Source organism: Acinetobacter sp. WCHAc010052 (genome assembly GCF_002165295.2).
Classification (GTDB): domain Bacteria; phylum Pseudomonadota; class Gammaproteobacteria; order Pseudomonadales; family Moraxellaceae; genus Acinetobacter; species Acinetobacter chinensis.
This window is the reverse complement of sequence record NZ_CP032143.1, coordinates 685,388-706,496: the sequence shown is the minus strand read 5'-3', so window position 1 is coordinate 706,496 and position 21,109 is coordinate 685,388. Positions and strand designations below refer to the sequence as shown.

The window sequence follows — 21,109 nt, the reverse complement described above, 5'->3', positions numbered from 1 at the left end:
ATAACGACTATTGATGTATCAAAGAAATGCGTTTTTTACATATTTAATAGCGGTTTTATTGATAAGCATGTTTCAGTCACGCTGTTATCAATGCCTAAGCTTCTTTTAAAGCAGTTTATTGTTATATGGATGAATTTATTCAATACTTATCATATTTTTTAATATAAGCGTTGGCTTGTCTTTTTCTGGGCCACTTTGCTCATTGTCTTTATTGCTGAAAGCTGAATATTTTGCCTGGACAAAGAAAAAGCCTGACGGATCAGGCTTTTTCTTCAGGTTTATTTTTTAATCCGGCAGTGCATAAGCCACCAGCGAATCGCCCATTTTGGTTCCAAACGAACCATGACCACCCGCCATAATCACCACATACTGTTTACCGTTGATTTCATAAGTCATCGGTGTTGCCTGACCACCTGCCGGTAAACGACCTTTCCACAGTTCATCACCATTGGTGACGTTAATGGCACGGATATAATTATCCTGTGTTGCGCCCACAAACATCAGGTTCCCTGCTGTGGAAATAGGACCACCGAGCATTGGCACACCCATTTTGAACGGCGGTAATGGGATACCTGGCAGACTGTCACGGATTGTCCCAATACGGCGTTTCCATGCAATGTCATGTGTTTTCAGATCCACACCTGCAACATAGCCCCATGCAGGCTGTTTACAAGGCAGTCCAAATGGTGACAGGAATGCACTGATTTCAACACCGTAAGGCACACCATACATGGGTTGTACACCTGATTCTGTCCCTGCACCTTTCGCAGTTTTTTCACGGTTCGGATCAGTTGGGATCAGCTTGGTCACAAATGGCAAGCCTATAGGATTCATGACGGCAACCTGACGATCAGGATTGACAGACATTCCGCCCCATTCAAACACCCCTAAGTTACCAGGGAAAACCAGAGTTCCATTTTCTGAAGGCGGTGTATAAATACCGTCATAGTTCAGTTTATGGAATGCCACGCGACAGATCAGCTGATCAAACATGGTGGCACCCCACATCTGTTTATCAGTCAGCTTATCCTTCGGTGCAAGATTGAAGTCTGAAAAAGGCTGAGTTGCAGCATAGAACTCACCTTTGGTCTGTGGACCACGTTTCACGGTCTGTGGTACAGGTTTTTCAGTCACAGGAACAATCGCCTCACCGGTACGGCGGTCCAGTACAAATGCATTCCCTGTTTTGGTCAGCACATAAATAGCAGGAACGGTATCCCCTGCTTTGTTTTTGATATCCGCAAGGGTTGGCTGTGCTGGCACATCCATATCCCAGAGGTCATGATGTGTGGTCTGGAAATTCCAGATCAGCTGACCTGTTGTTGCATTGATCGCAAGCATGGAGTTTGCATAACGTTCATGCAAAGGTGTGCGGTTTCCACCCCAGATGTCGGGTGTGCCCACACCGGTCGGCACATAAACCATATCCAGTTTAGCGTCATAAGCTAAAGGTGCCCAGGCATTTGGAGAGTTCTGAACATATTTCTGACCTGGTCCTGGAATTTTATTTGGATCTTCTGCACCTGTATCGAACACCCACAATAATGCACCTGTATTGACATCATAGCCACGGATCACACCAGACGGTTCTTCAGTTGAATAGTTGTCTGTGGTTGAACCCGCAATAATAATAGTCGTTCCTGTAACCACAGGCGGAGAGGTTGGAATGTACCCCCCTGGATACGGAAATGGCATGTCTTTCTGTAAATCCACTTCACCATTATGTCCAAAATCAGAGCAGGCTTTACCCGTGTCAGCATTGACAGCAACCAGACGTCCATCATTGACAGGTAAAATGACCTTACGTGGACATTCTGTGGAAGTCGATTTCTTTGTTTCCAGACTTGCAGCAAAACCTGTGGTATTGGCAGCATCATAATAAGAAACGCCACGACAGGTCAGATGCTGAAAAGTATGATCTGCTTTCAGCTTCGGATCGAACTTCCATTTTTCTTTACCTGTTGCCGGATCAAGTGCCACAAGGAACTGATGCGTTGTACAGATATACATATTATTGCCAATTTTAACTGGCGTGACCTGGTTGGTTGTTTCACCTGAATCCTTATCTGTTTTAAAGTCATTGGTGTGATATTCCCACGCGACTTTCAGGTCTTTAACGTTTTTCTCATTGATCTGAGTCAATGGAGAATAGCGCAACCCTGACTGAGTACGCCCATAGGCAGGCCAGTCTGAATCAGCAATTCCTTCAATCGGTGCAGGCGCAGGCTGTGCTGCACTTAATGTCCCACGGATTTCCTGAGGATCATTAAAAATGGAATAGATCATGACTGCAATTGTGATTGCCAGTGTGCCTGTCAGTGCCAGTTTTGCACCTTTACTGTCCCTGAAACCACGGGTCACAGCAGGAATGAGCAACCACAGTCCAAATACACCCAGTATATCCAGTCGTGGGGCAAGTGCAAAGAAGTCAGAACCCACTTCCCACAGCCCCCAGATCACTGTCCCCAGTACCAGTGCAGCATAGACCAGCAAGGCGGAGCTTTTCAGCTGTTGAAGCAAAAATGCAGTCGCAAGGAAGAGTAATCCAGCAATGATGTAATACCAGGAGCCACCCAGTACGGCAAGATAAATCCCGCCTGCAAACAGAACCAGTCCAGCGACTGCGGCAATAACAACGGTCAGTGTCCGGAAGCCTGATGCCGAAGATGGAGAATTCATAATGACCACCTATATTTTAATGTATTGAATCCTCAGTGCTCTTTCATAGAAACCATGAGGCTGTTTTAATTATTTTCAGTTAAAAAACCATGTTCTTTTCAAAACTGTGAATACACCCATTTTCCAGCATTCACATCCCTCAAAAGCACTGGCTTTCAAGCTAAAAACTAAAATGCTGTCTGTAATTTAATACCGCCCACCCAGGCGCTTTCACCATTTTTATAAGCACCGACATGACGGATATACTGAATATTTGGACGTACCGTCAGCCAGTTTGCTGCATGTATACCGTAATAAATTTCAGCATCGTATTCTTCGTTTTGCTGTGCCAGCCCATTCGCTGCCTGCAGGTCACGGACATCATCATTGATGGCGATACGTGCTACACCCACGCCAAGATCATCTTCAGGGCGGGCATCGAGCAGCCCTTTATAGACCAGACCGATATTCTGCATATTGCTGACATTATTGGTATCTGAGTCATGTACTGTCAGATTGACAAAACCACTCAGTCCACGGCGGACATCATCTGCATGTGAGGTCAGCTGTTGCTTTGCAACAACCCACATTCCCTGCTTATGGGAAGTTCTGGAAGGATGCTCTATTTCAGCTGCATCAGCGGTACTGTAGTAATAACCCAACCGATATTCACCAGGCAGTTGTGCTATTGCGGACTTCGGTTGCCAGACCACTTCAGCAGGAATAATCGCACCATGTGAGCCATCTGTACTTAAGTTGAATCCCTTACTACGTCTTAAGTTCTCAGGGTTATATTCATAAACACCCAGCTGTGCATAAAGGTCAGGTTGCAGATTGTATTTGATCCGGGCAGCCCACTGGCTCACCGGCCAGTTGTACCACTGATCACCCACCCAGTTGCCGACCTGAGAACCGCACAGTGCCAGGTTCTGAAAATCGCAGTCAAAAACGTTGAAGTCTTCACCTTCACCGAAACGTCCCACTTTAATATCCAGTTTCTGATCCAGAAATTTTTTCCTGATCCACAGATCAGTCAGACGCCAGGTCTGACCACGCCCCCACACTTCCTGGGCAGAGCTGAGGTGTCCTGCGAGTGCATCAGAGGTCTGAGAAAGAGAATGTCCATTACGCTCTGTAATGGTGATCTGAGCTTCTGTATCCTGCCAGCCCAGAATTGTGCTGAGGTCTAAATGTGCACCCAAAGCGAACTGATCTGTATATTCAGTACCGTGACTGGAATGATGTTTTGAATCGAGCAGACTTGCCATTTCACCTGTATACCCCAGGCTGAAATCGTATCCCTGTTTTTGTAATTCTGTACGCTTACCGTTCCAGTCACCCAACATCCAGGGACTTTGAACATCAAATGGTTTTGCAGCAAAAGTAATCTGAAAACTGCAGCTCATCGCAAGAACGCTGATCACCGAACAGAATTTTCTACATACTCTATCCATAAAGCGCAACCTATATATTATTCTGTTAATACATACAGGTTACGCTCGATGTTTTTGTTTAAAAGTGTGTTTTTTGTTGCACTTTGTATCTTTGATCTCAGAACAGAAAAATCACAGTTCTGACTCGCCCAGTTTTTGTCCAATAAATGAATAATTTAACCGTGATCTTGAAAATTTGATCGGGCATGCCAGCTGTGCTTCTGTCTGCTCAGAATTTTCACTCAAAGGTACATTCACGACCCAACCACGCTCTTTTGCCAATTGTGAATCAAGCGCTTCTTCCAGTTTCAGAACAGGTTCCACACAGACATCAAGTCCTGAAAATAGAGACTGCCAGTAGACAAATGGCTGTGTTTTCATTTTCTCAGCTATTGTCTGTTTCACTTCTTTTCGGTCATCAGCATCAAAAGATGCCCCTTTTGCCATTAAAACAGGTAATTCCAGTGCCGTTGCCAGACCCGCCATAAACTGAGGTTCCAGACTGCCGACTGACATATAGCGACCATCCTGAGTTTCATAATAATCATAGAATGTTCCACCATTCAGGTGTTCATTTTCCACCTGCTGATGCTGTTCACCTGCCAGACTGGCAGACGCTGCCATATTGTTCATGGTCACAACACAGTCGGTCATGGAAATATCAATATACTGCCCCTGTCCACTGATCTGACGCTCAATCACCGCAGACAGAATTCCAATCACTGCATGCAAAGAACCACCGGCAACATCAGCAATCTGAATCCCCATAGGAGGTGGTCCACTTTGCTTACGACCACTGTGCCCCGCTATTCCTGACAGAGAAATATAGTTGATGTCATGCCCTGCTTTATCTTTATAGGAACCTGACTGACCATAGCCTGTGATGGAACAATAGATCAGTCGTGGATTGATTTCTGCCAGTGTCTGATAGTCCAGACCCAGCCGCTGCATGACTCCAGGACGGAACTGTTCGACCACAATGTCATACTCAGATATTTTCTGTTTAATCAGTTCAATGCTTTCAGGATTTTTTAAATCGAGTGCAACAGACTGTTTATTTCGGTTCAGATAACTGTGTGAAGTTGCCTGCCCATTTGCATACGGAGGCAGTAGACGCACGAGATCTGGGCGGGTTGGCGATTCAACATGAATCACTTCTGCACCCAGGTCAGCCAGATATAAAGTTGCAAATGGACCTGGTAATAATGTAGAAAAATCGAGAACTTTCAATCCGTTTAAAGCCGATGTCATACTAATTTACACTCGTTTAATGTTGATTTTTTACTCATATTAGAAATATAAATGAGGCTGAACAATGTCATGTTCAGCCATTTACCTTGATCATTTCGGCAATTTAACATGTAAAAAGGGCAAAACCTTTATTGTAAATTGCCAATTGAATTATTTTTAGCGTCATTTAGGTCAACCCAAGTGAATATAAAAGAGTCTGAAGGATTTAACATGAGCCGCGATACGATCAGTATCCATTTCGTCAATGCAGCTCTTACCGGGGTTAAACGCCTGGGCATGGATGTAGAAACCCTGCTGTCCCATGTTGGCATTGAAGCTGAATTACTTCGCCAGCCTAAAGCCAGGATTTCTCCTGAACAATATACCCGCTTCATTAAAATGCTGTGGATGGTCACCCAGGATGAACACGTCGGCTTTGACATTCAGCCTCGACGCCTGGGCACTTTTGCCATTATGTGTCAGTTGATTATTCATGCAAAAACGCTCGGAGATGCACTGGAGCTGTCTTCTCAGTTCTACAAGCTCTTTGGTGATGAATGGTCTGTCAGCCTTGAACGGGATAAACATGAAGCCCGCCTGGTGCCTCTGATTCCAAAATCCATGGACCCTGATCACTTCATTACTGAAAGTATGCTCATGATCTGGCATGGTCTTGCCTCATGGCTGATTGAACGCCGCCTGCCACTTGAGCGTGTACACTTCGGTTACCCTCGCCCAAATCATGCAGAAGAATATGATGCACTGTTTTTTGCACCCGTGATGCAGTTTGATGCTCCCCGTACAGAAATTACCTTTGCAGCGGATTATCTGGATTTACCGATCCGTCAGGATGAAGCCGCACTGGAAGAATTCCTGAAAGCTGCACCTGCTCAGTTACTGGTTAAATTTAAAAATACCAACTCCCTGACTTCACGTATCCGTGATGTACTGAAGAGTCAGATTGGTGAGGAAATGCCAACACTGAATGATGTTGCCTCCATGCTGTATCTGTCACCACAGACACTGCGTCGCCGTCTTGCTGCTGAAGGGAAAAGCTACCAGGGCGTGAAAGATGCTTTACGCCGTGATGCAGCCATTCACCTGTTGCTCAACCCAGGACTGACCCTTGAAGATGTGGCACAGCAGGTCGGTTTCAGTGAAACCAGTACATTCCACCGTGCATTTAAAAAGTGGACTGGGGTTACACCTGGGCTGTACCGTCAGTTACATGGCTATCATTAATCAAGCTGTTTCCAGTATACAAAAATAAGCCCTGTCATAATGACTGGGCTTGTTTTTTATTTGCGGAATATAAAATTATTATAAATATGCCTTTTACTGCCAATGCAGAGTCTTTTTAGCCATACGTATTCACCTGTTGTTTCCCTCCTGCTGCTGACTGAAACTGATTTGCCCGACTGACCAAAAATATCAGGCGACTCTCCCGTTCTCGTCATTGAACTCTGTACTTTATGAAGTACACTCGAAGCACCATAACAAATTTAAAGTCATAAAAAGGAACAGCTATGAGCGAGGCTTACATCATTGATGCCATTCGCACACCACGCGGAAAAGGAAAAAAAGATGGTTCACTGTACAGTGTCAAACCGATTACTCTACTCACAACATTACTCAATGAATTAAAAGATCGTCATCAGTTAGATACTTCTAAAGTCGACGACATTGTACTGGGCTGTGTGACACCGATTGCAGACCAGGGTGGGGATATTGCCAAAACTGCTGCAATTGCCGCAGGCTGGGACAATGATGTTGCAGGTGTGCAGATCAACCGTTTCTGTGCATCAGGTCTTGAAGCTGTAAATATGGCGGCTCAAAAAGTCCGTTCAGGCTGGGAAGATGTGGTTGTAGCAGGTGGTGTCGAGTCCATGTCACGTATCCCGATGGGTTCAGATGGCGGACCGTGGGCGCTTGATCCTGAAACTAATTTAAAATCAAAATTTGTCCCGCAAGGCATTGGCGCAGATTTGATCGCAACTCTGGATGGTTATACGCGTTCCGATGTGGATGAATTTGCAGCAAATTCACAGCGCAAAGCAGCTGCTGCACAAGCGGCAGGTCATTTTGATAAATCCATCGTGGCTGTAAAAGACAAAGCAGGCGTGGTGATTTTAGACAAAGACGAGTTTATTAAACCAACGACGACTGCTGAAGGCTTGGCAAAACTCAACCCAAGTTTTGAAATGATGGGTGGCATGGGCTTTGATGCTGTGGCATTACAGCAATATCCTGAAGCGCAAAAGATCAATCATGTACATCATGCAGGTAATTCATCAGGCATCGTGGATGGTGCTGCGGTGGTGCTGCTTGCTTCTGAAAAAGCGGTGAAAGAACAAGGTTTAAAACCACGTGCCAAAGTTTTAGCGACTGCATTGGTCGGTACTGATCCAACGATTATGTTGACAGGTCCTGCGCCTGCTGCACGTAAAGCATTGGCGAAAGCTGGCTTAACGATTGATGATATTGATCTATTTGAAGTGAATGAAGCCTTTGCTTCTGTGGTAATGCGTTTCATTAATGAATTAAAAGTTCCTGTGGAAAAAGTCAATGTAAATGGTGGCTCGATTGCCATGGGGCATCCATTGGGCGCAACAGGTGCAATGATTTTAGGTACTTTACTGGATGAGCTTGAACGTCAAGGCAAAAAACGTGGTTTAGCAACATTGTGTGTGGGTGGTGGTATGGGTATTGCGACCATTATTGAGTTGGTATAAGGAGAATAAGAATGAGCGCAATTCAATTTGAGAAAAATGCGGATGGCATTGTTATTCTGACTATGGATTCTCCAAACCAATCTGCAAACACCATGAATGCAGATTTCCAAAAAGCCTTGACTGAAACTGTAGAAAAATTTAAAGCGGATTCTGGTGTTACAGGTGTGATTTTCCGTTCAGCGAAAAAGACTTTCTTTGCAGGCGGTGATCTGGATGATTTGATTCAGGCTCGTCCTGAAGATGCCAAAGAGTTCATGGCAATCGTTGAGCTGATGAAAAAAGAACTGCGTTACATCGAAACTTTAGGTGTACCTGTGGTTGCAGCATTGAACGGTACAGCGCTTGGCGGTGGTTGGGAAATCGCACTCGGTTGTCATGCACGTATTGCCTTAAATGATCCAAAATCCAAGTTTGGTTTACCTGAAGTGACTTTAGGTTTATTGCCAGGCGGTGGCGGGATCGTGCGTATGGTGCGCCTGTTGGGCTTACAAAATGCATTCCCATTCCTGATGGAAGGTAAGCAGTTTGGTGTTGATAAAGCCAAATCTTTAGGTTTAATCCATGATACGGCGGATTCTGTTGACGAATTGATGGAAAAATCAATTGCATGGATCAAAACCAATCCGAAATCACAACAACCGTTTGATGTGAAAGGTTATAAAATCCCTGGTGGTGATCCTAAAACACCTGCTGTGGCTCAGATTCTTGCGATTGCTCCTGCAATGCTGCGTGATAAAACCAAAGGTTGCTATCCTGCGCCTGAAGCGATCATGGTTGCTGCGGTTGAAGGTGCTCAGGTCGATGTGGATACAGCACTGACCATCGAATCACGTTATTTCACTTATCTTGCAACAGGGCAAGTGGCGAAAAACATGATCGGTACTTTCTGGCATGGTCTGAATGCGATTAAAGCAGGAGCAAGCCGTCCGAAAGATGTTGCAAAATGGCAAGCAAGCAAAGTCGGTGTACTTGGTGCAGGTATGATGGGCGCAGGTATTGCCTATTCAACAGCTTCAAAAGGCATCGCTGTTGTTCTGAAAGATGTTTCTGTTGAAAATGCAGAAAAAGGCAAAGCCTATAGCCAAAAACTCCTGGACAAAAAAGTGTCTCAAGGTCGCATGACCGCTGAGAAGCGTGATCAAGTCTTGAGCCTGATTACTGCAACGGCTGATGCTGCTGATCTGAAAGGCTGTGATCTGATTATCGAAGCAGTCTTTGAAAATCAGGAACTCAAAGCCAAAGTGACTCAGGAAGCAGAAGCATTCCTTGCTGATGGTGGTGTGTTTGCATCAAATACTTCGACACTGCCAATTACAGGTTTAGCAAAAGCCTCTAAAGATGACAAAAACTTTATTGGTTTACACTTCTTTAGCCCTGTCGACAAAATGCCTTTGGTTGAAATCATCAAAGGACAAAATACATCTGCTGAAACTTTAGCGAAAGCGTATGACTATGTTCAACAAATTGGTAAAACACCAATCGTGGTGAATGACAGCCGTGGTTTCTTCACCAGCCGTGTATTTGGTACCTTTGTGAATGAAGGTCTACGTTTACTTGCTGAAGGCGTACACCCTGCACGTATCGAAATGGCTGCGCTTAAAGCAGGTATGCCTGTAGGTCCATTGGCGATTCAGGACGAAGTTGCATTGACCTTGTCTGAGCATGTGACCAATGAAACCCGTAAGGCACTGCAAGCTGAAGGTAAAGACTTACCACATTCACCATCGGAAGATGTGTTGAAAACCATGATTCATGAGTTTGGACGTAAAGGTAAAGCTGCAGGTTCAGGTTTCTATGATTATCCAGAAGGTGGCAAAAAACATCTTTGGGATGGTTTGAGCCATTGGAAGAAAGATATAGATATTTCTGAACAGGAAATGATTGACCGTATCCTGTTTGTTCAAGCACTCGATACTTTACGTTGCTATGAAGAAAATGTATTAGAATCTGTAGTGGATGCCAATATCGGTTCGATCTTCGGGATAGGTTTTGCGCCGTGGACAGGTGGTGCGATTCAGTTCTTAAACCAGTATGGTTTAGAAAAAGCGTTGTTGCGTGCCAATACACTGGAAGCTAAATATGGTGAGCGTTTCAAAGCACCACAATTACTCAAAGACAAAGTTGCAAGCGGTAAAATTGACTGATCCTAATCTCCAGTCATTCAAATAAGGGGCTTGTTGCCCCTTATTTTTTTAAATCAATCGTCAGATGTTCAGACTATTAACCCTGATGTTATGCCGTAGCCGACACTGGAAAAGATGTAAAAGGTTTGATTTCCTTAAGCACAAACATGCTTTGCATTTCCTTAATACCAGGTAACCTGCGAATGACCGACATGGAAAAATCAGCATAAGTATCCAGGCTCGGAGACACCACCTGAAGTAAAAAGTCTGCATCTCCACCAATACTGTAACATGCCACCACAAAATCCAGCTCCGCTACTTTTTCTTCAAATTTTCGTGCTTCAGCTTCACTGTGACTGTCTATAGACACCCTGATAAACACCATCACACCCAGACCAATTTTTTTACGATCCAGCTGAGCGCCATACCCCCGAATCAGCTTTTCATCTTCAAGCCGCTTAATCCGACGCCAGCACGGCGATGCAGACATTCCGATCTGATCGGCAATCTCCTGTGTGGTACTGCGCGAATCTTTCTGTAATATCTCCAGAATTTTCGCATCTGTTTTATCCGTCTGCATAAGGGTTGTTTTAACCTTTTTATTAAATAATAAAGAAAATATATACCCTGTATTTGTTTAAATACAATCAAAACAGACCATTTTCACCCTGAGATTTACTGAACAATACTGTAAAAATATTTACGGTAATTTCTCATGGACTCAGCTTCTCAACTTTTTATGTATGCAGTGGCACTCGGTATTGCTGCATTCATTCCAGGGCCTGGCATGACCGCTTTACTGTTCAGTACGCTCAGTCGTGGATGGCGTCAAAGCTGTCTGATGTTGCTGGGGCTGATCACGGGCGATTTCATCTATCTGAGTTTAGCGCTGTTCGGTCTGTTTCAATCCAGCGATTTTTTGCAAGGGATTTATTTTAAAGGGCTGATGATGCTCTGTTGTCTATATCTGTTCTATCTGTCCTGGAAATACTGGCACTTTAACCAGAACCTGTTGCCTGCTGATCTGCCTGAAACAGCACAGCAATCGAAAAACAGCTATATACACGGACTCTGGCTGACGCTGTGTAACCCCAAAACCATGTCATTTTACCTCGCACTGGTTCCTGTCAGTTTTGGCAATCAGATTCTCATTGAACTCACAGCCAAGATCTATCTCATCACCTGTGCCGTCTTAGTGCTGGTTGGTAGTTTTTATATCGGTTGCTCATTTCAGTTCAAACAGTATATGAACAACCTTTTTATTCAACGGCTACTCTTAAAAAGTGTGGCACTCATCATGAGTGGGCTTGCTTTAAAAATGATGTTCAGTGAGTTCAGCTGACTGAATAATGCAGATTTTCTGCATTTTTCTGCCTGAGATTAAATCCATAAAATATTCATGGCTTTTACATATTTTTTATACTCACAGTCAAAAATCATGTTATAAAAAGCACCATGTTCTGATTCTTTTTCCTTTGGAATACTCCCATGTCTGATGCTGCTCAATCTGAAAAAATTGCGAATGAAAAGAAAGGTTGGAAAGGTCTGCTGATCGGTTTTATCCTCAGCGCATTTTTCCTCGGATTCTTTTATCTTGCAGTAAGCAATGAACCTGACTATATGCCGAGTCAGAAAAATAAACAGACTGATTCTTCCCAGCAACCTGCTGCCACACATGCACATGAAGACATGAAAATGTCTGATGCTGAAATGAAAAATATGCAGCGCGGCGAAGCGCATACTGAACATGCACACTGATTTCTGCTGAAACATAAAAAGGGCGTCATGCCCTTTTTTGTTGCCCTGTATTTCATATTTTCAGATAAAAACTCAGACTATCCGAAATATTCATGCTTAGAGCAAAGAGGTTTTCACGCATAACTGCATGGTTTTTTACTTTATTCAACCGCATTTATTTTTTTAAATTTCTACCGCTACCAAATCAGGAAAGTAAAGCCAGCAACTCAGCCCAGCAGATCAATTAAAGCACTCAACTCACTGAAATGATGCATATTCAGATCTGCACATGAGGAATACACAGTCGGATCCGGGTGAAAGAAAATACTTTTCAGACCTGCCCTGTTCGCTCCCTGGATATCTGCAATGTCATTGTCACCTACAAATACGCACTGCTCTGCTGACCGTTACAGTTGCTGACATGCTTTATGAAAAATAGCCCTGTCAGGTTTTCTCAGTCCAACAGCATCAGATACCAGTATGACTGAAAAGAACACACTTAATCCCAGAGCCTGAAAATTATGTTCCTGAAACGGAGTTTTACCATTGGAAATCAGCCCGATCTGATAACCCGACTGATAAAGCTCTGAAACTACTGCTGCAACACCCTCAAATGCGACTGAAAATTTATTCAGATCCTCAATGTAGCATTTCAGCAACTGCGCCATTGAATAATGGCGAATACTGAATTCCTGAATCAGCTGTGTATAAACCACATCTTTCCATACTGAACCATTGGCATCCAGTTCAAGAAATCTGTGGATAAACTGATCTTTATGCACAGCCGGAACAAGCTGATAAAAATTGATCTGCCAGTTCAGAAATCTGCGGAGCGTCTCTGTCCGATTCAACAGGGTCTGATCCAGATCAAAAAGAACCGCTTTGATTTGCTTCATTCCTCACTCACTTTCAGCCCAAACCGATCAGGCTATGCTCAGAGTTCCATTGACATATCTTGATGAGGAATACCGCAATCAGGATATTCTTCACCATAAGCTGTAAAACCCAGGCTTTCATAAAATGCAATCGCATAAACCTGAGCAGACAATCTGACAGATTTACGCTGTTCAGCCCTGGCATGATCTATGACAGCCTGCATGAGCACCTTACCCAGTCCCAGTCCACGACTGGACTTCAGAACCGCAACACGACCAATACTGTTGTCCATTAACAACCTGGCTGTTGCAACAGGCCGCTCATCTTCATACATTACAAAATGCAGTGAAACTGCATCCTGTTCATCCCATTCATCTTCAGCAGCAATCTGCTGTTCCTGAATAAATACCGCTTCACGGATCTGCATGGCATGCTGTGCCAGATCTGACCACTTTCCTGCACGGATTTCACGGCTCATTACTTATTCATCTCCAAAAATAAGACCACTTTACTGTCCATATCATATTCAGACAGCCTTAAGAGCACACAAGCAGATCTGTACTGCTCAGCATTTACATCCAATGCCCTGCATATCCCAGGCATCGTTCAGCAACAGTTCCAGTGAATGCTTCTGAATACCATACATTTCCTTCAAAGCCTGAATCTGAGCAAGAACCGTTTCATCCACCTGTTTAAAATCTTTACGCTTTGTTGCCAGGATCATTTTATTTTTACTGGTGTGTTCCAGTGCCACAAATTCAAATACTTTGGTGTCGTAACCATAGGCTTTTAACAGCAGCGCACGGATTGTGTCTGTCAGCATTTCAGCCTGCTGCCCAGCATGGATACCAAACTGAAGCATTGGAGAAAGCACTTTCGGACTCTGCAACTGAGGGCGAAGTTCCTTATGACAGCACGGCGCACACATGATCATCTGTGCATTCAGGCGGATTCCTGTATGGATCGCAAAATCTGTCGCAACATCACAGGCATGCAGAGCGATCATGACATCCAGTTTTTCAGGATGATATGTCCTGACATCGCCCTGAAAAAAGTCCAGCTGAGCAAATTCAGACTGCTGTGCAACATCCTGGCAGAAGCCCACCATTTTTTCATTCAGCTCAACCCCGGTCACAAACGGCGTCTGCCCCTGTTTTGCCAGATAATCATACAGTGCAAAAGTCAGATAACCCTTACCGGAACCAAAATCAACCACTTTCAGAGCCTCATCTGAAGTCTCTATCTGGCTGAGCGCACCTGAAAATATCTCTACAAACTTATTAATCTGCTTCCATTTACGCGCCATACTCGGAATGATCTGTGCTTTAGCATCCGTAATCCCTAAAGGCTGTAAAAAATAACTCTGCTGATCCACATAACGGTGTTTGGTTCTGTCATGTCCCTGTTGCACAGTCGGATCTGGACGGTTCGATGATGGTGCTGCACCAAAGGCTTTTTTACTCACAGTCAGCATGGCCTTTTTCTTGTTCTTTTTAAACTGATATTCCTGATCTGCCGTAAACAGATTTGCCTGTTTACAGTCAGCCAGTAAATGCTGAACGATACTGACTGCATCTGCCAAAGGATGATTTTTAGTCACATCATTGGTTTTATAACGATACAGACAGCTCAGCACGTCCTCATTCTGAAGTGAAATGACTCGGCAGGTGATTTTTTCCAGATCTGCCAGTTCGCCTTTGTACTGACTGAGAATGATTCGATCAAAACTTTTATTTTCAACAGCTTGAGAAAATTCATTTAAGAGCTGAAGTTCCTGGGGAGTGATCGTTTCCAGTATGGACATGAGTAAAGCCTGATTTAATTTACCCTTGAAGTTTAAAGCGTCTTACCCTGAATTCAAAATTACATTACTATACAGACGTATATTTTATTGAATAAACATAAAATGAATAATGCACCGCTTCTTCCCGACTACGATGCAACAGAAGAAAAACTGAATTATCTCAGCCATGGTGCAGGCACTGCACTGGCACTGCTTGCGGGCATACTGCTGATTATTAAAGGGGCTGATCTGCCCACAGGACAATGGATCGGACTCTGGGTCTACGCACTGAGTATGGTTTTGCTCTTTGGTGCTTCCACGCTCTATCACATGTCCACCACAGCAGACAGACGCTACTGGTATAAAAAACTGGATCACACTGCTATTTATTATTTAATCGCCGGTACCTATACCCCATTTCTGTCCATTGCCATTCCAACAGCAAAAGCACACGCTTTACTGATAGCTTTATGGCTGATTGCGCTAATTGGTACACTATTCAAGTTAATATTCATTAATAAATTTCAGAAAATTTCTTTAATTGCCTATCTCGTCATGGGATGGTTAGCCGTATTGGTGATGGACGACATGCAGCGCTACCTAAGTGCTCAGGCTTTAACCTTACTGATCACAGGCGGACTTGCTTACACAATTGGTGCATTGTTTTATGCACTGAAAAGAGTAAGATATACACATGCTATCTGGCATGTTTTTGTTCTGATAGGCGCTGGATCACATTTCTTAGCGATCTATCTTTACGTGATTTAACCTCCTCATTCTTCATTTCAGCGACCCTGAGCAAGTAGAATCAGAGTGGGTATTTCGTTGTTTTTTTAAGAAATTACGCCTTTTTTAAAAAGATTACGCTTTTAAAACTAAGCTTTTTTATTTTTAGTAAGTGTAAGGTTCAACATGGCGTCATCTGCTCCAGCTGCTCCACAGGAAGTAGCAACAAACTCTAAATTCCGTGTACTTACCGCCAGCCTGGTGGGTACAACCATTGAATTTTTCGATTTTTATATCTACGCCACCGCGGCTGTGATTATTTTCCCTCATCTGTTTTTCCCTGCAAGTACAGACCCAACCACCGCAACTATTCAGTCGCTTGCAACATTTGCCATTGCATTTATTGCCCGCCCAATTGGTGCTGCACTGTTTGGACATCTGGGTGACCGTATCGGGCGTAAAGCCACACTGGTTGCAGCATTACTGACAATGGGGATTTCCACGGTCTGTATCGGTTTACTACCGACCTATGCTCAGATTGGAATTATGGCTCCGTTGCTGCTTGCTCTGTGCCGTTTAGGTCAGGGACTGGGACTGGGGGGTGAATGGTCTGGTGCTGTTCTGCTGGCCACTGAAAATGCACCTGAAGGTAAACGTGCCTGGTATGGTATGTTCCCTCAGCTTGGAGCACCAATCGGTTTTATTTTAGCAACTGGCTCATTTCTGACCCTGGGTGCATTTATGTCTGAAGAAGACTTCATGCAGTGGGGCTGGCGTATTCCATTTATTTCAAGTGCGCTGTTGGTCATCATGGGCTTATGGATCCGTCTGAAACTGCATGAGACCCCTGCTTTCCAGAAAGTGCTGGATAAACAGAAAGAAGTGAATGTTCCTTTTAAAGAAGTCCTGACCAAACACTGGGGCATGCTGATTCTGGGAACCATTGCAGCCATCTGTACCTTTGTGGTGTTCTACCTGACAACTGTATTTGCACTGAACTGGGGAACTACACAGTTAGGCTATACACGTACAGAATTTCTTGAGTTACAACTGGTCGCAACGCTTTGTTTTGCCGCATTTATTCCACTGTCTGCCGTATTTGCAGAAAAGTTTGGACGTAAGGCAACCTCCATTGGAGTATGTGTAGTCTCTGCCCTGTTCGGTTTGGTGTTTTCCAGCATGCTGGAATCCGGCAGTACTGTGATCGTGTTCCTGTTCCTTTGCCTGGGGCTTGCAATTATGGGACTGACTTATGGTCCTATCGGTACGGTACTTTCTGAGATTTTCCCGACTTCTGTCCGTTACACAGGTTCAGCACTGACCTTCAACCTGGCGGGTATTTTCGGTGCTTCTTTTGCACCACTGATTGCAACCAAACTTGCAACCACTTATGGTCTGTATGCCGTCGGCTACTATCTGACTGCAGCATCCATTCTGTCACTGCTGGCATTCCTTGCTATCCGTGAAACAAAAAATGACGATGTAAACAATCAGGTTTAATCTGACCTGAAAATAAAAAAACCAGTGCACAGAGCGCTGGTTTTTTATACCGAATGTTTTTCAGCAGCTAATCTTCCAGCTGCATCTCCCCCATCATCAGCTCATAAGTATCACTGTACACTTCACGATCACCTCCTGCCCGATAATAAGCAGGAACGATATAAGTCACCAGATCATGAAATTCTTCAGTAAAATACAGATGACTGATCAGCATTTCGCGCTCTTCTTCAGAAATCCCCAACCCACTGGTCAGTTGTTCAAATTTAGCTGAATATTGCTGTGCAAACTCATCATTTTCGACATCTACAGCCTGATTAAATTCTGTATCCAGTGCTTTTAAGCCCTGTTCAAGCTGATCCGACTGTTGTGCTGTCAGACCAAATGGTCCCCCGACTTCATGATGAAACGCCATGTTTTTATCCCCCTGTAATTTTTATAAATCCATCCATATCAGTATCAGTTTTTTTGCAGTTTCAGCATGGACTGATCAAAATATACTCTTAAAAAATGACAGAAAAAACAACTCTTTTATTTCAAATTTTATAACAGACGTTCTATTTATTCACAGCAATAAAAACAGCACTGATTTTCCATCAGTGCTGTTGGTCGGTTTATATCGATCAGTGAAAAATGAAGCTGATCTGAACATTCAATAAAGTCAGATCAGTTCAATGATATCAATGGTCGGTGGAACACGGAAACGGAAAGGAACTCCGACCATGCCTGTCCCGACCGTGACAAATACACTGGCATTTTCATGCTGATACAGACCTTTTTTATGCCCAAGAATGGAAACTTTTTTCATGACATAATCCGTCAGCCAGGGAAGTTCAACCTGACCACCATGAGTATGTCCTGAGAGCATTAAAGGACGGGTCGGTAACTGTGGCACCATATCCACCGTGTCTGGATTATGGGAAAGAATCACCCAGGGTTTGTCCTGAGGCAATTCGGGCATATACCGCATATCGGTTTTTCCTGCCCATAAATCACCGACACCCAACAGTCTGAATTCATCAAATTCAACAATCTGCCCTTCAATATCCATGACATCATTACTGCTCAATGCATGCGCCAGTAACTCCTGAATGGGTGGACCCGGATACTGTTCATCATGATTGCCATTGACCGAATAAACCGGAGCTTCAATCTGCTTTAAGATTGCCAGTTCTTCAGCCAGTTTATTTTCAGGTTCATAGGTCCAGTCACCAGCAACCACAACCAGATCAGGCTTCTGCTGATTGATTTTACGGACAATGATATTCAGCTGGCGTTCATGTCCTGAAAACAGACCGATATGTAAATCTGCGATCAGAGCAATTTTAACTGGTTTCTTCAGTGGCTGATTTTCAAGAATCGGATACTGCATGGTCTGAACTTTGACATGATGCGGCTCAATAAAACGCGCATAAACCAGCAGACCACTGATCAGAAATGTAAAAACAGCCTCATGCAGCGAGTAATACCCACTCCATCCCGCATAAATACTGAATATAAACAAAGGAATAAGCAGATAGGAAAGATAAAAAGCCAGCAGATGTACAAATGCTTTAAATGGATGGACTGTTTCTGTCCTTGACTGACTCAACCATGCCTGAGACACTGCCCATACGGCAAGTAATCCAAAACAGACATAAAAATATACAACGATTGAGTGCGTTTCCCACATATTCTTACTCTACAGTCTTACAGTGTTTTTCAACTGTTCTTATATTTATCTTTTCACAGCTCACAATTATACTCAAACCAAATTTCGGCTATATGATTAAATTATGACATATCCTCACAGCAACAATACAGGACAATTCAGGACTTCCACAGGACAAAAGGGAATGTTGCTGATTTCGTGCTGCCTGCTGCTGGGGGCTCCAGGTTGCAGTACTTTACCTAAACAGGAAGCTCACCCTGTTGAGTTTGCCTTCAATACCGACACTGCACAAACTTCACTTGCCAGAATTGTTCTACCATTAAGAGAAAAAAATCCTCAGCTGACGGGTTACCATGTTCTTTACGATCCGTTTGAAGCGATTGCTGCCCGTCTGCACTTAATAGATAAAGCCGAAAAAACCCTCGATCTTCAGTATTACATCTGGGACAACGATAAAATTGGGGCGCTGGCATTGCATTCCATTATCCGGGCAGCAGACCGGGGCGTCAAAGTCCGCCTGCTCATAGATGACAACAATGCCAAAAAAATGGAAGGAATTTACCTCGCGCTGAATCAGCATACCAATATTGAGGTCAGACTGTATAACCCTTACCGTTTCAGACATTACCGTGCCATGGATATGCTGCTGGATTTAAAGCGTATCAACCGCCGTATGCACAATAAAAGCTTTATTGCAGACAATCAGATTGCTTTGATTGGTGGTCGCAATATGAGTAACCAGTATTTCAATGTCAGTGACAACTACCAGTTTTCTGATGTTGATGTGATGCTTGTGGGCAATGCTGCCGATGAAATCATTCACTCTTTTGATGAATACTGGAATGATGATTATGCATTTCCAGTGCAGGAACTCGTGAACCCTAAGCACTATACCCTGCGTTTTGACAGTCTCAAGCAGCAGGTGGAAGAGCATTATCAGGAAGCCACTGTTCAGAACTATCTGGATCTGACCAACCGCTCTCAGGCATTTGAAAAATGGCTGAATCAGAGCATCCAGCTGGACTGGGTCAAAGCCGAAGTGGTCAAGGACTCACCGAGCAAAATTAAAGCCAAAGCAAAAAAAGAACAGCATCTGAATTTTCAGCTGATGGAACACCTGGAAAAACCACAACACAGTATTGATATTATTTCAGCCTATTTTGTCCCTGAAAAGAAAGGCGCTAAACGCCTGTCTGAACTGTCTGCTGAAAATGTTCAGGTTCGCGTACTGACCAATTCATTTAAAGCCAATGATGTTCCACTGGTACACGCGTTTTATGGCAAATACCGTCAGCAGTTACTGGAAAATGATGTACAGCTGTACGAGTTTTTAGCCGCACCTGAAGCCAGTAACCTGAATGTCAATACAGAAGAAGTGGCTAAAAAAGCCAAAGTCAGCCTGAAAGGTCTGAGCCGTTCCAGCCTGCATGCAAAACTGATGAGTATTGATGAAAAGCAGGTGTTTATTGGTTCTTTTAACTTTGATCCACGCTCAGCTTATTTAAATACTGAAATCGGTGTTCTGCTGAACAGCCCTCAGCTGGCAAAAGCCGTACACCACACCATGGATGAAAATCTGAGCAAATATGCCTACAAACTGGTGCTTGATGCAAACAACAGTATTGAATGGCAACTGAAAAAACACGATGGCAGTGTCAAAACCTACACCAAAGAACCACGGATGAAATGGTGGCAAAAAGCAGGAGTCAAACTAATGTCATTCCTGCCGATTGAAGGCTTTATGTAATTCTGACAGTGCGCGGGGCTGATCCTGCTCACTGGTTCAGTAGATGACCGTCACTTTCTGAGTATAAATTATGGTGCTTCAGCAGTATTTACAGACTGGACCAGCACCATCTGCTGAAGTTTTTCCAGTCCCTCCACCATTTTTTCCTGAACTTCTTTTGTCAGACTGTCCACAGTATGCCCCTGAACATCAATGGCAGCCAGCGTCATCAGGTGTGCAGTCACTTTCGGCATTTCAAGCACATTCTTTACGTGCTCTACAAAAGTCATATTTCCAATAAAAGGTGCAACGGTATCCATCTGTCCATGCTGATTGACATAACAGATCAGACAGATCTGAACCGGTTTACCCGCTTCAATTGCCGCGCCCAATATCCGACCATGCACTTTTTTGACTTTAGTCCCATCGGTGGTGGTCGCTTCAGGGAAAAACAGAACTGGAATATCCTGCTTTAAAAACGCAGCAATCTGTTCACGGATTTTGACTGAGTCGCCAGAACCACGCTTAATAAACAGTGTACCGCCACCTTTGGCAAGATTTCCCAGTATCGGCCATTTTTCAATTTCTGCTTTGGCAAGAAAGAAAACCCGTGCGCCTGAACCCAGTACTGCCACATCCAGCCATGAAATATGATTGCTGACCCACAGCGCAGGCTGGCGTGGAATTTCACCATGCACCTGAACCTCGACATTAAAAACCTGACTGAGCTGTCGGCAGAAATACTGCACATATCGGGTATTTTTTGGATTGTTCGGATCTTTATATAAGCGATGGCGATAAACCAGATAAAATCCATTACTGATTGCGCCAATACCTGCAATCAGTTTTCTGGCATATAGAAAAAAACGGGAAATACCCTTTAATGAGGAGCTTCTGGTCTCAGATACTTGGTTCATAGGTTTTTCATCAATCACAG

General features: G+C 43.9%; 17 protein-coding genes and 1 pseudogene. 8 read left to right on the top strand and 10 right to left on the bottom strand.

The genetic code is table 11. The features are described from left to right. Positions 1-285: 285 nt before the first annotated feature. From CDG61_RS03850 to CDG61_RS03840, 3 genes are all read right to left on the bottom strand, one after another. Complete coding sequence (locus CDG61_RS03850; protein WP_087551592.1) at positions 286-2,679, bottom strand: glucose/quinate/shikimate family membrane-bound PQQ-dependent dehydrogenase; 2,394 nt, start codon at positions 2,677-2,679, stop codon at positions 286-288. A 167-nt stretch (positions 2,680-2,846) separates the two neighbouring features. Beyond that, positions 2,847-4,112 carry a carbohydrate porin gene (locus CDG61_RS03845; protein WP_087551593.1) on the bottom strand — a complete coding sequence of 422 codons (1,266 nt, stop codon included), beginning with the start codon at positions 4,110-4,112 and terminating at the stop codon, positions 2,847-2,849. Between the two features lie 111 nt (positions 4,113-4,223). After that, positions 4,224-5,342, bottom strand: a complete 1,119-nt coding sequence (locus CDG61_RS03840) for a CaiB/BaiF CoA transferase family protein (protein ID WP_087551594.1) — start codon at positions 5,340-5,342, stop codon at positions 4,224-4,226. 210 nt (positions 5,343-5,552) lie between these two features. On the opposite strand from CDG61_RS03840, the gene CDG61_RS03835 reads away from it, so the two are divergent. From CDG61_RS03835 to CDG61_RS03825, 3 genes are all read left to right on the top strand, one after another. Continuing rightward, a complete protein-coding gene (locus tag CDG61_RS03835) occupies positions 5,553-6,563 on the top strand; it encodes an AraC family transcriptional regulator (RefSeq protein ID WP_087513796.1) in 1,011 nt (336 codons plus the stop codon). Between the two features lie 284 nt (positions 6,564-6,847). Beyond that, complete coding sequence (locus CDG61_RS03830; RefSeq protein WP_087551595.1) at positions 6,848-8,053, top strand: acetyl-CoA C-acetyltransferase; 1,206 nt, start codon at positions 6,848-6,850, stop codon at positions 8,051-8,053. Between the two features lie 11 nt (positions 8,054-8,064). Then, on the top strand, positions 8,065-10,197 hold the full coding sequence (locus tag CDG61_RS03825; RefSeq protein ID WP_087551596.1) for a 3-hydroxyacyl-CoA dehydrogenase NAD-binding domain-containing protein: 2,133 nt from the start codon (positions 8,065-8,067) through the stop codon (positions 10,195-10,197). 88 nt (positions 10,198-10,285) lie between these two features. Here the strand turns inward: CDG61_RS03825 and CDG61_RS03820 are convergent, their stop codons facing one another. Continuing rightward, on the bottom strand, positions 10,286-10,756 hold the full coding sequence (locus CDG61_RS03820) for an Lrp/AsnC family transcriptional regulator (RefSeq protein WP_087551597.1): 471 nt from the start codon (positions 10,754-10,756) through the stop codon (positions 10,286-10,288). A 135-nt stretch (positions 10,757-10,891) separates the two neighbouring features. Here CDG61_RS03820 and CDG61_RS03815 point away from each other — a divergent pair, with 135 nt between their 5' ends. Continuing rightward, on the top strand, positions 10,892-11,518 hold the full coding sequence (locus CDG61_RS03815; RefSeq protein ID WP_087513800.1) for a LysE family translocator: 627 nt from the start codon (positions 10,892-10,894) through the stop codon (positions 11,516-11,518). Between the two features lie 146 nt (positions 11,519-11,664). Next, on the top strand, positions 11,665-11,934 hold the full coding sequence (locus CDG61_RS03810; protein WP_087551598.1) for a hypothetical protein: 270 nt from the start codon (positions 11,665-11,667) through the stop codon (positions 11,932-11,934). Positions 11,935-12,140: 206 nt separating this feature from the next. Here the strand turns inward: CDG61_RS03810 and CDG61_RS03805 are convergent. From CDG61_RS03805 to CDG61_RS03795, 3 genes and pseudogenes are all read right to left on the bottom strand, one after another. Beyond that, positions 12,141-12,809, bottom strand: a pseudogene (locus tag CDG61_RS03805) (HAD family hydrolase). 38 nt (positions 12,810-12,847) lie between these two features. Beyond that, entirely contained in the window at positions 12,848-13,267 is a 420-nt protein-coding gene (locus CDG61_RS03800; RefSeq protein ID WP_087551599.1) for a GNAT family N-acetyltransferase, read from the bottom strand. 87 nt (positions 13,268-13,354) lie between these two features. Beyond that, positions 13,355-14,593, bottom strand: a complete 1,239-nt coding sequence (locus tag CDG61_RS03795) for a class I SAM-dependent methyltransferase (protein ID WP_087551600.1) — start codon at positions 14,591-14,593, stop codon at positions 13,355-13,357. Positions 14,594-14,695: 102 nt separating this feature from the next. On the opposite strand from CDG61_RS03795, the gene trhA reads away from it, so the two are divergent. Continuing rightward, a complete protein-coding gene (gene trhA / locus CDG61_RS03790) occupies positions 14,696-15,340 on the top strand; it encodes a PAQR family membrane homeostasis protein TrhA (protein ID WP_087513805.1) in 645 nt (214 codons plus the stop codon). A gap of 144 nt (positions 15,341-15,484) precedes the next feature. After that, entirely contained in the window at positions 15,485-16,798 is a 1,314-nt protein-coding gene (locus tag CDG61_RS03785) for an MFS transporter (RefSeq protein WP_087551601.1), read from the top strand. 67 nt (positions 16,799-16,865) lie between these two features. On the opposite strand, the gene CDG61_RS03780 is transcribed toward CDG61_RS03785, so the two are convergent. Beyond that, entirely contained in the window at positions 16,866-17,210 is a 345-nt protein-coding gene (locus CDG61_RS03780) for a hypothetical protein (protein ID WP_087551602.1), read from the bottom strand. A 246-nt stretch (positions 17,211-17,456) separates the two neighbouring features. Continuing rightward, positions 17,457-18,467 carry a metallophosphoesterase gene (locus tag CDG61_RS03770; RefSeq protein WP_087551604.1) on the bottom strand — a complete coding sequence of 337 codons (1,011 nt, stop codon included), beginning with the start codon at positions 18,465-18,467 and terminating at the stop codon, positions 17,457-17,459. Positions 18,468-18,630: 163 nt separating this feature from the next. Between CDG61_RS03770 and CDG61_RS03765 the strand changes: the two genes are divergently transcribed. Beyond that, on the top strand, positions 18,631-20,193 hold the full coding sequence (locus CDG61_RS03765; RefSeq protein WP_228199608.1) for a phospholipase D family protein: 1,563 nt from the start codon (positions 18,631-18,633) through the stop codon (positions 20,191-20,193). 68 nt (positions 20,194-20,261) lie between these two features. Here CDG61_RS03765 and CDG61_RS03760 read toward each other — a convergent pair whose 3' ends face one another. Next, positions 20,262-21,089, bottom strand: coding sequence for a lysophospholipid acyltransferase family protein (locus CDG61_RS03760; RefSeq protein ID WP_087551620.1), 828 nt, complete (start codon positions 21,087-21,089; stop codon positions 20,262-20,264). Between the last annotated feature and the right edge of the window lie 20 nt (positions 21,090-21,109).

Excerpts from the sequence above, each read along its gene's own strand:
- CDG61_RS03765 (WP_228199608.1), top strand. The coding sequence starts at position 18,631 with ATGTTGCTGATTTCGTGCTGCCTGCTGCTGGGGGCTCCAGGTTGCAGT.
- CDG61_RS03840 (WP_087551594.1), bottom strand. The coding sequence starts at position 5,342 with ATGACATCGGCTTTAAACGGATTGAAAGTTCTCGATTTTTCTACATTA.
- CDG61_RS03760 (WP_087551620.1), bottom strand. The coding sequence starts at position 21,089 with ATGAACCAAGTATCTGAGACCAGAAGCTCCTCATTAAAGGGTATTTCC.
- CDG61_RS03780 (WP_087551602.1), bottom strand. The coding sequence starts at position 17,210 with ATGGCGTTTCATCATGAAGTCGGGGGACCATTTGGTCTGACAGCACAA.
- CDG61_RS03810 (WP_087551598.1), top strand. The coding sequence starts at position 11,665 with ATGTCTGATGCTGCTCAATCTGAAAAAATTGCGAATGAAAAGAAAGGT.
- CDG61_RS03850 (WP_087551592.1), bottom strand. The coding sequence starts at position 2,679 with ATGAATTCTCCATCTTCGGCATCAGGCTTCCGGACACTGACCGTTGTT.
- CDG61_RS03845 (WP_087551593.1), bottom strand. The coding sequence starts at position 4,112 with ATGGATAGAGTATGTAGAAAATTCTGTTCGGTGATCAGCGTTCTTGCG.
- CDG61_RS03825 (WP_087551596.1), top strand. The coding sequence starts at position 8,065 with ATGAGCGCAATTCAATTTGAGAAAAATGCGGATGGCATTGTTATTCTG.
- CDG61_RS03835 (WP_087513796.1), top strand. The coding sequence starts at position 5,553 with ATGAGCCGCGATACGATCAGTATCCATTTCGTCAATGCAGCTCTTACC.
- CDG61_RS03770 (WP_087551604.1), bottom strand. The coding sequence starts at position 18,467 with ATGTGGGAAACGCACTCAATCGTTGTATATTTTTATGTCTGTTTTGGA.
- CDG61_RS03820 (WP_087551597.1), bottom strand. The coding sequence starts at position 10,756 with ATGCAGACGGATAAAACAGATGCGAAAATTCTGGAGATATTACAGAAA.
- CDG61_RS03785 (WP_087551601.1), top strand. The coding sequence starts at position 15,485 with ATGGCGTCATCTGCTCCAGCTGCTCCACAGGAAGTAGCAACAAACTCT.
- CDG61_RS03795 (WP_087551600.1), bottom strand. The coding sequence starts at position 14,593 with ATGTCCATACTGGAAACGATCACTCCCCAGGAACTTCAGCTCTTAAAT.
- trhA (WP_087513805.1), top strand. The coding sequence starts at position 14,696 with ATGAATAATGCACCGCTTCTTCCCGACTACGATGCAACAGAAGAAAAA.
- CDG61_RS03830 (WP_087551595.1), top strand. The coding sequence starts at position 6,848 with ATGAGCGAGGCTTACATCATTGATGCCATTCGCACACCACGCGGAAAA.
- CDG61_RS03815 (WP_087513800.1), top strand. The coding sequence starts at position 10,892 with ATGGACTCAGCTTCTCAACTTTTTATGTATGCAGTGGCACTCGGTATT.
- CDG61_RS03800 (WP_087551599.1), bottom strand. The coding sequence starts at position 13,267 with ATGAGCCGTGAAATCCGTGCAGGAAAGTGGTCAGATCTGGCACAGCAT.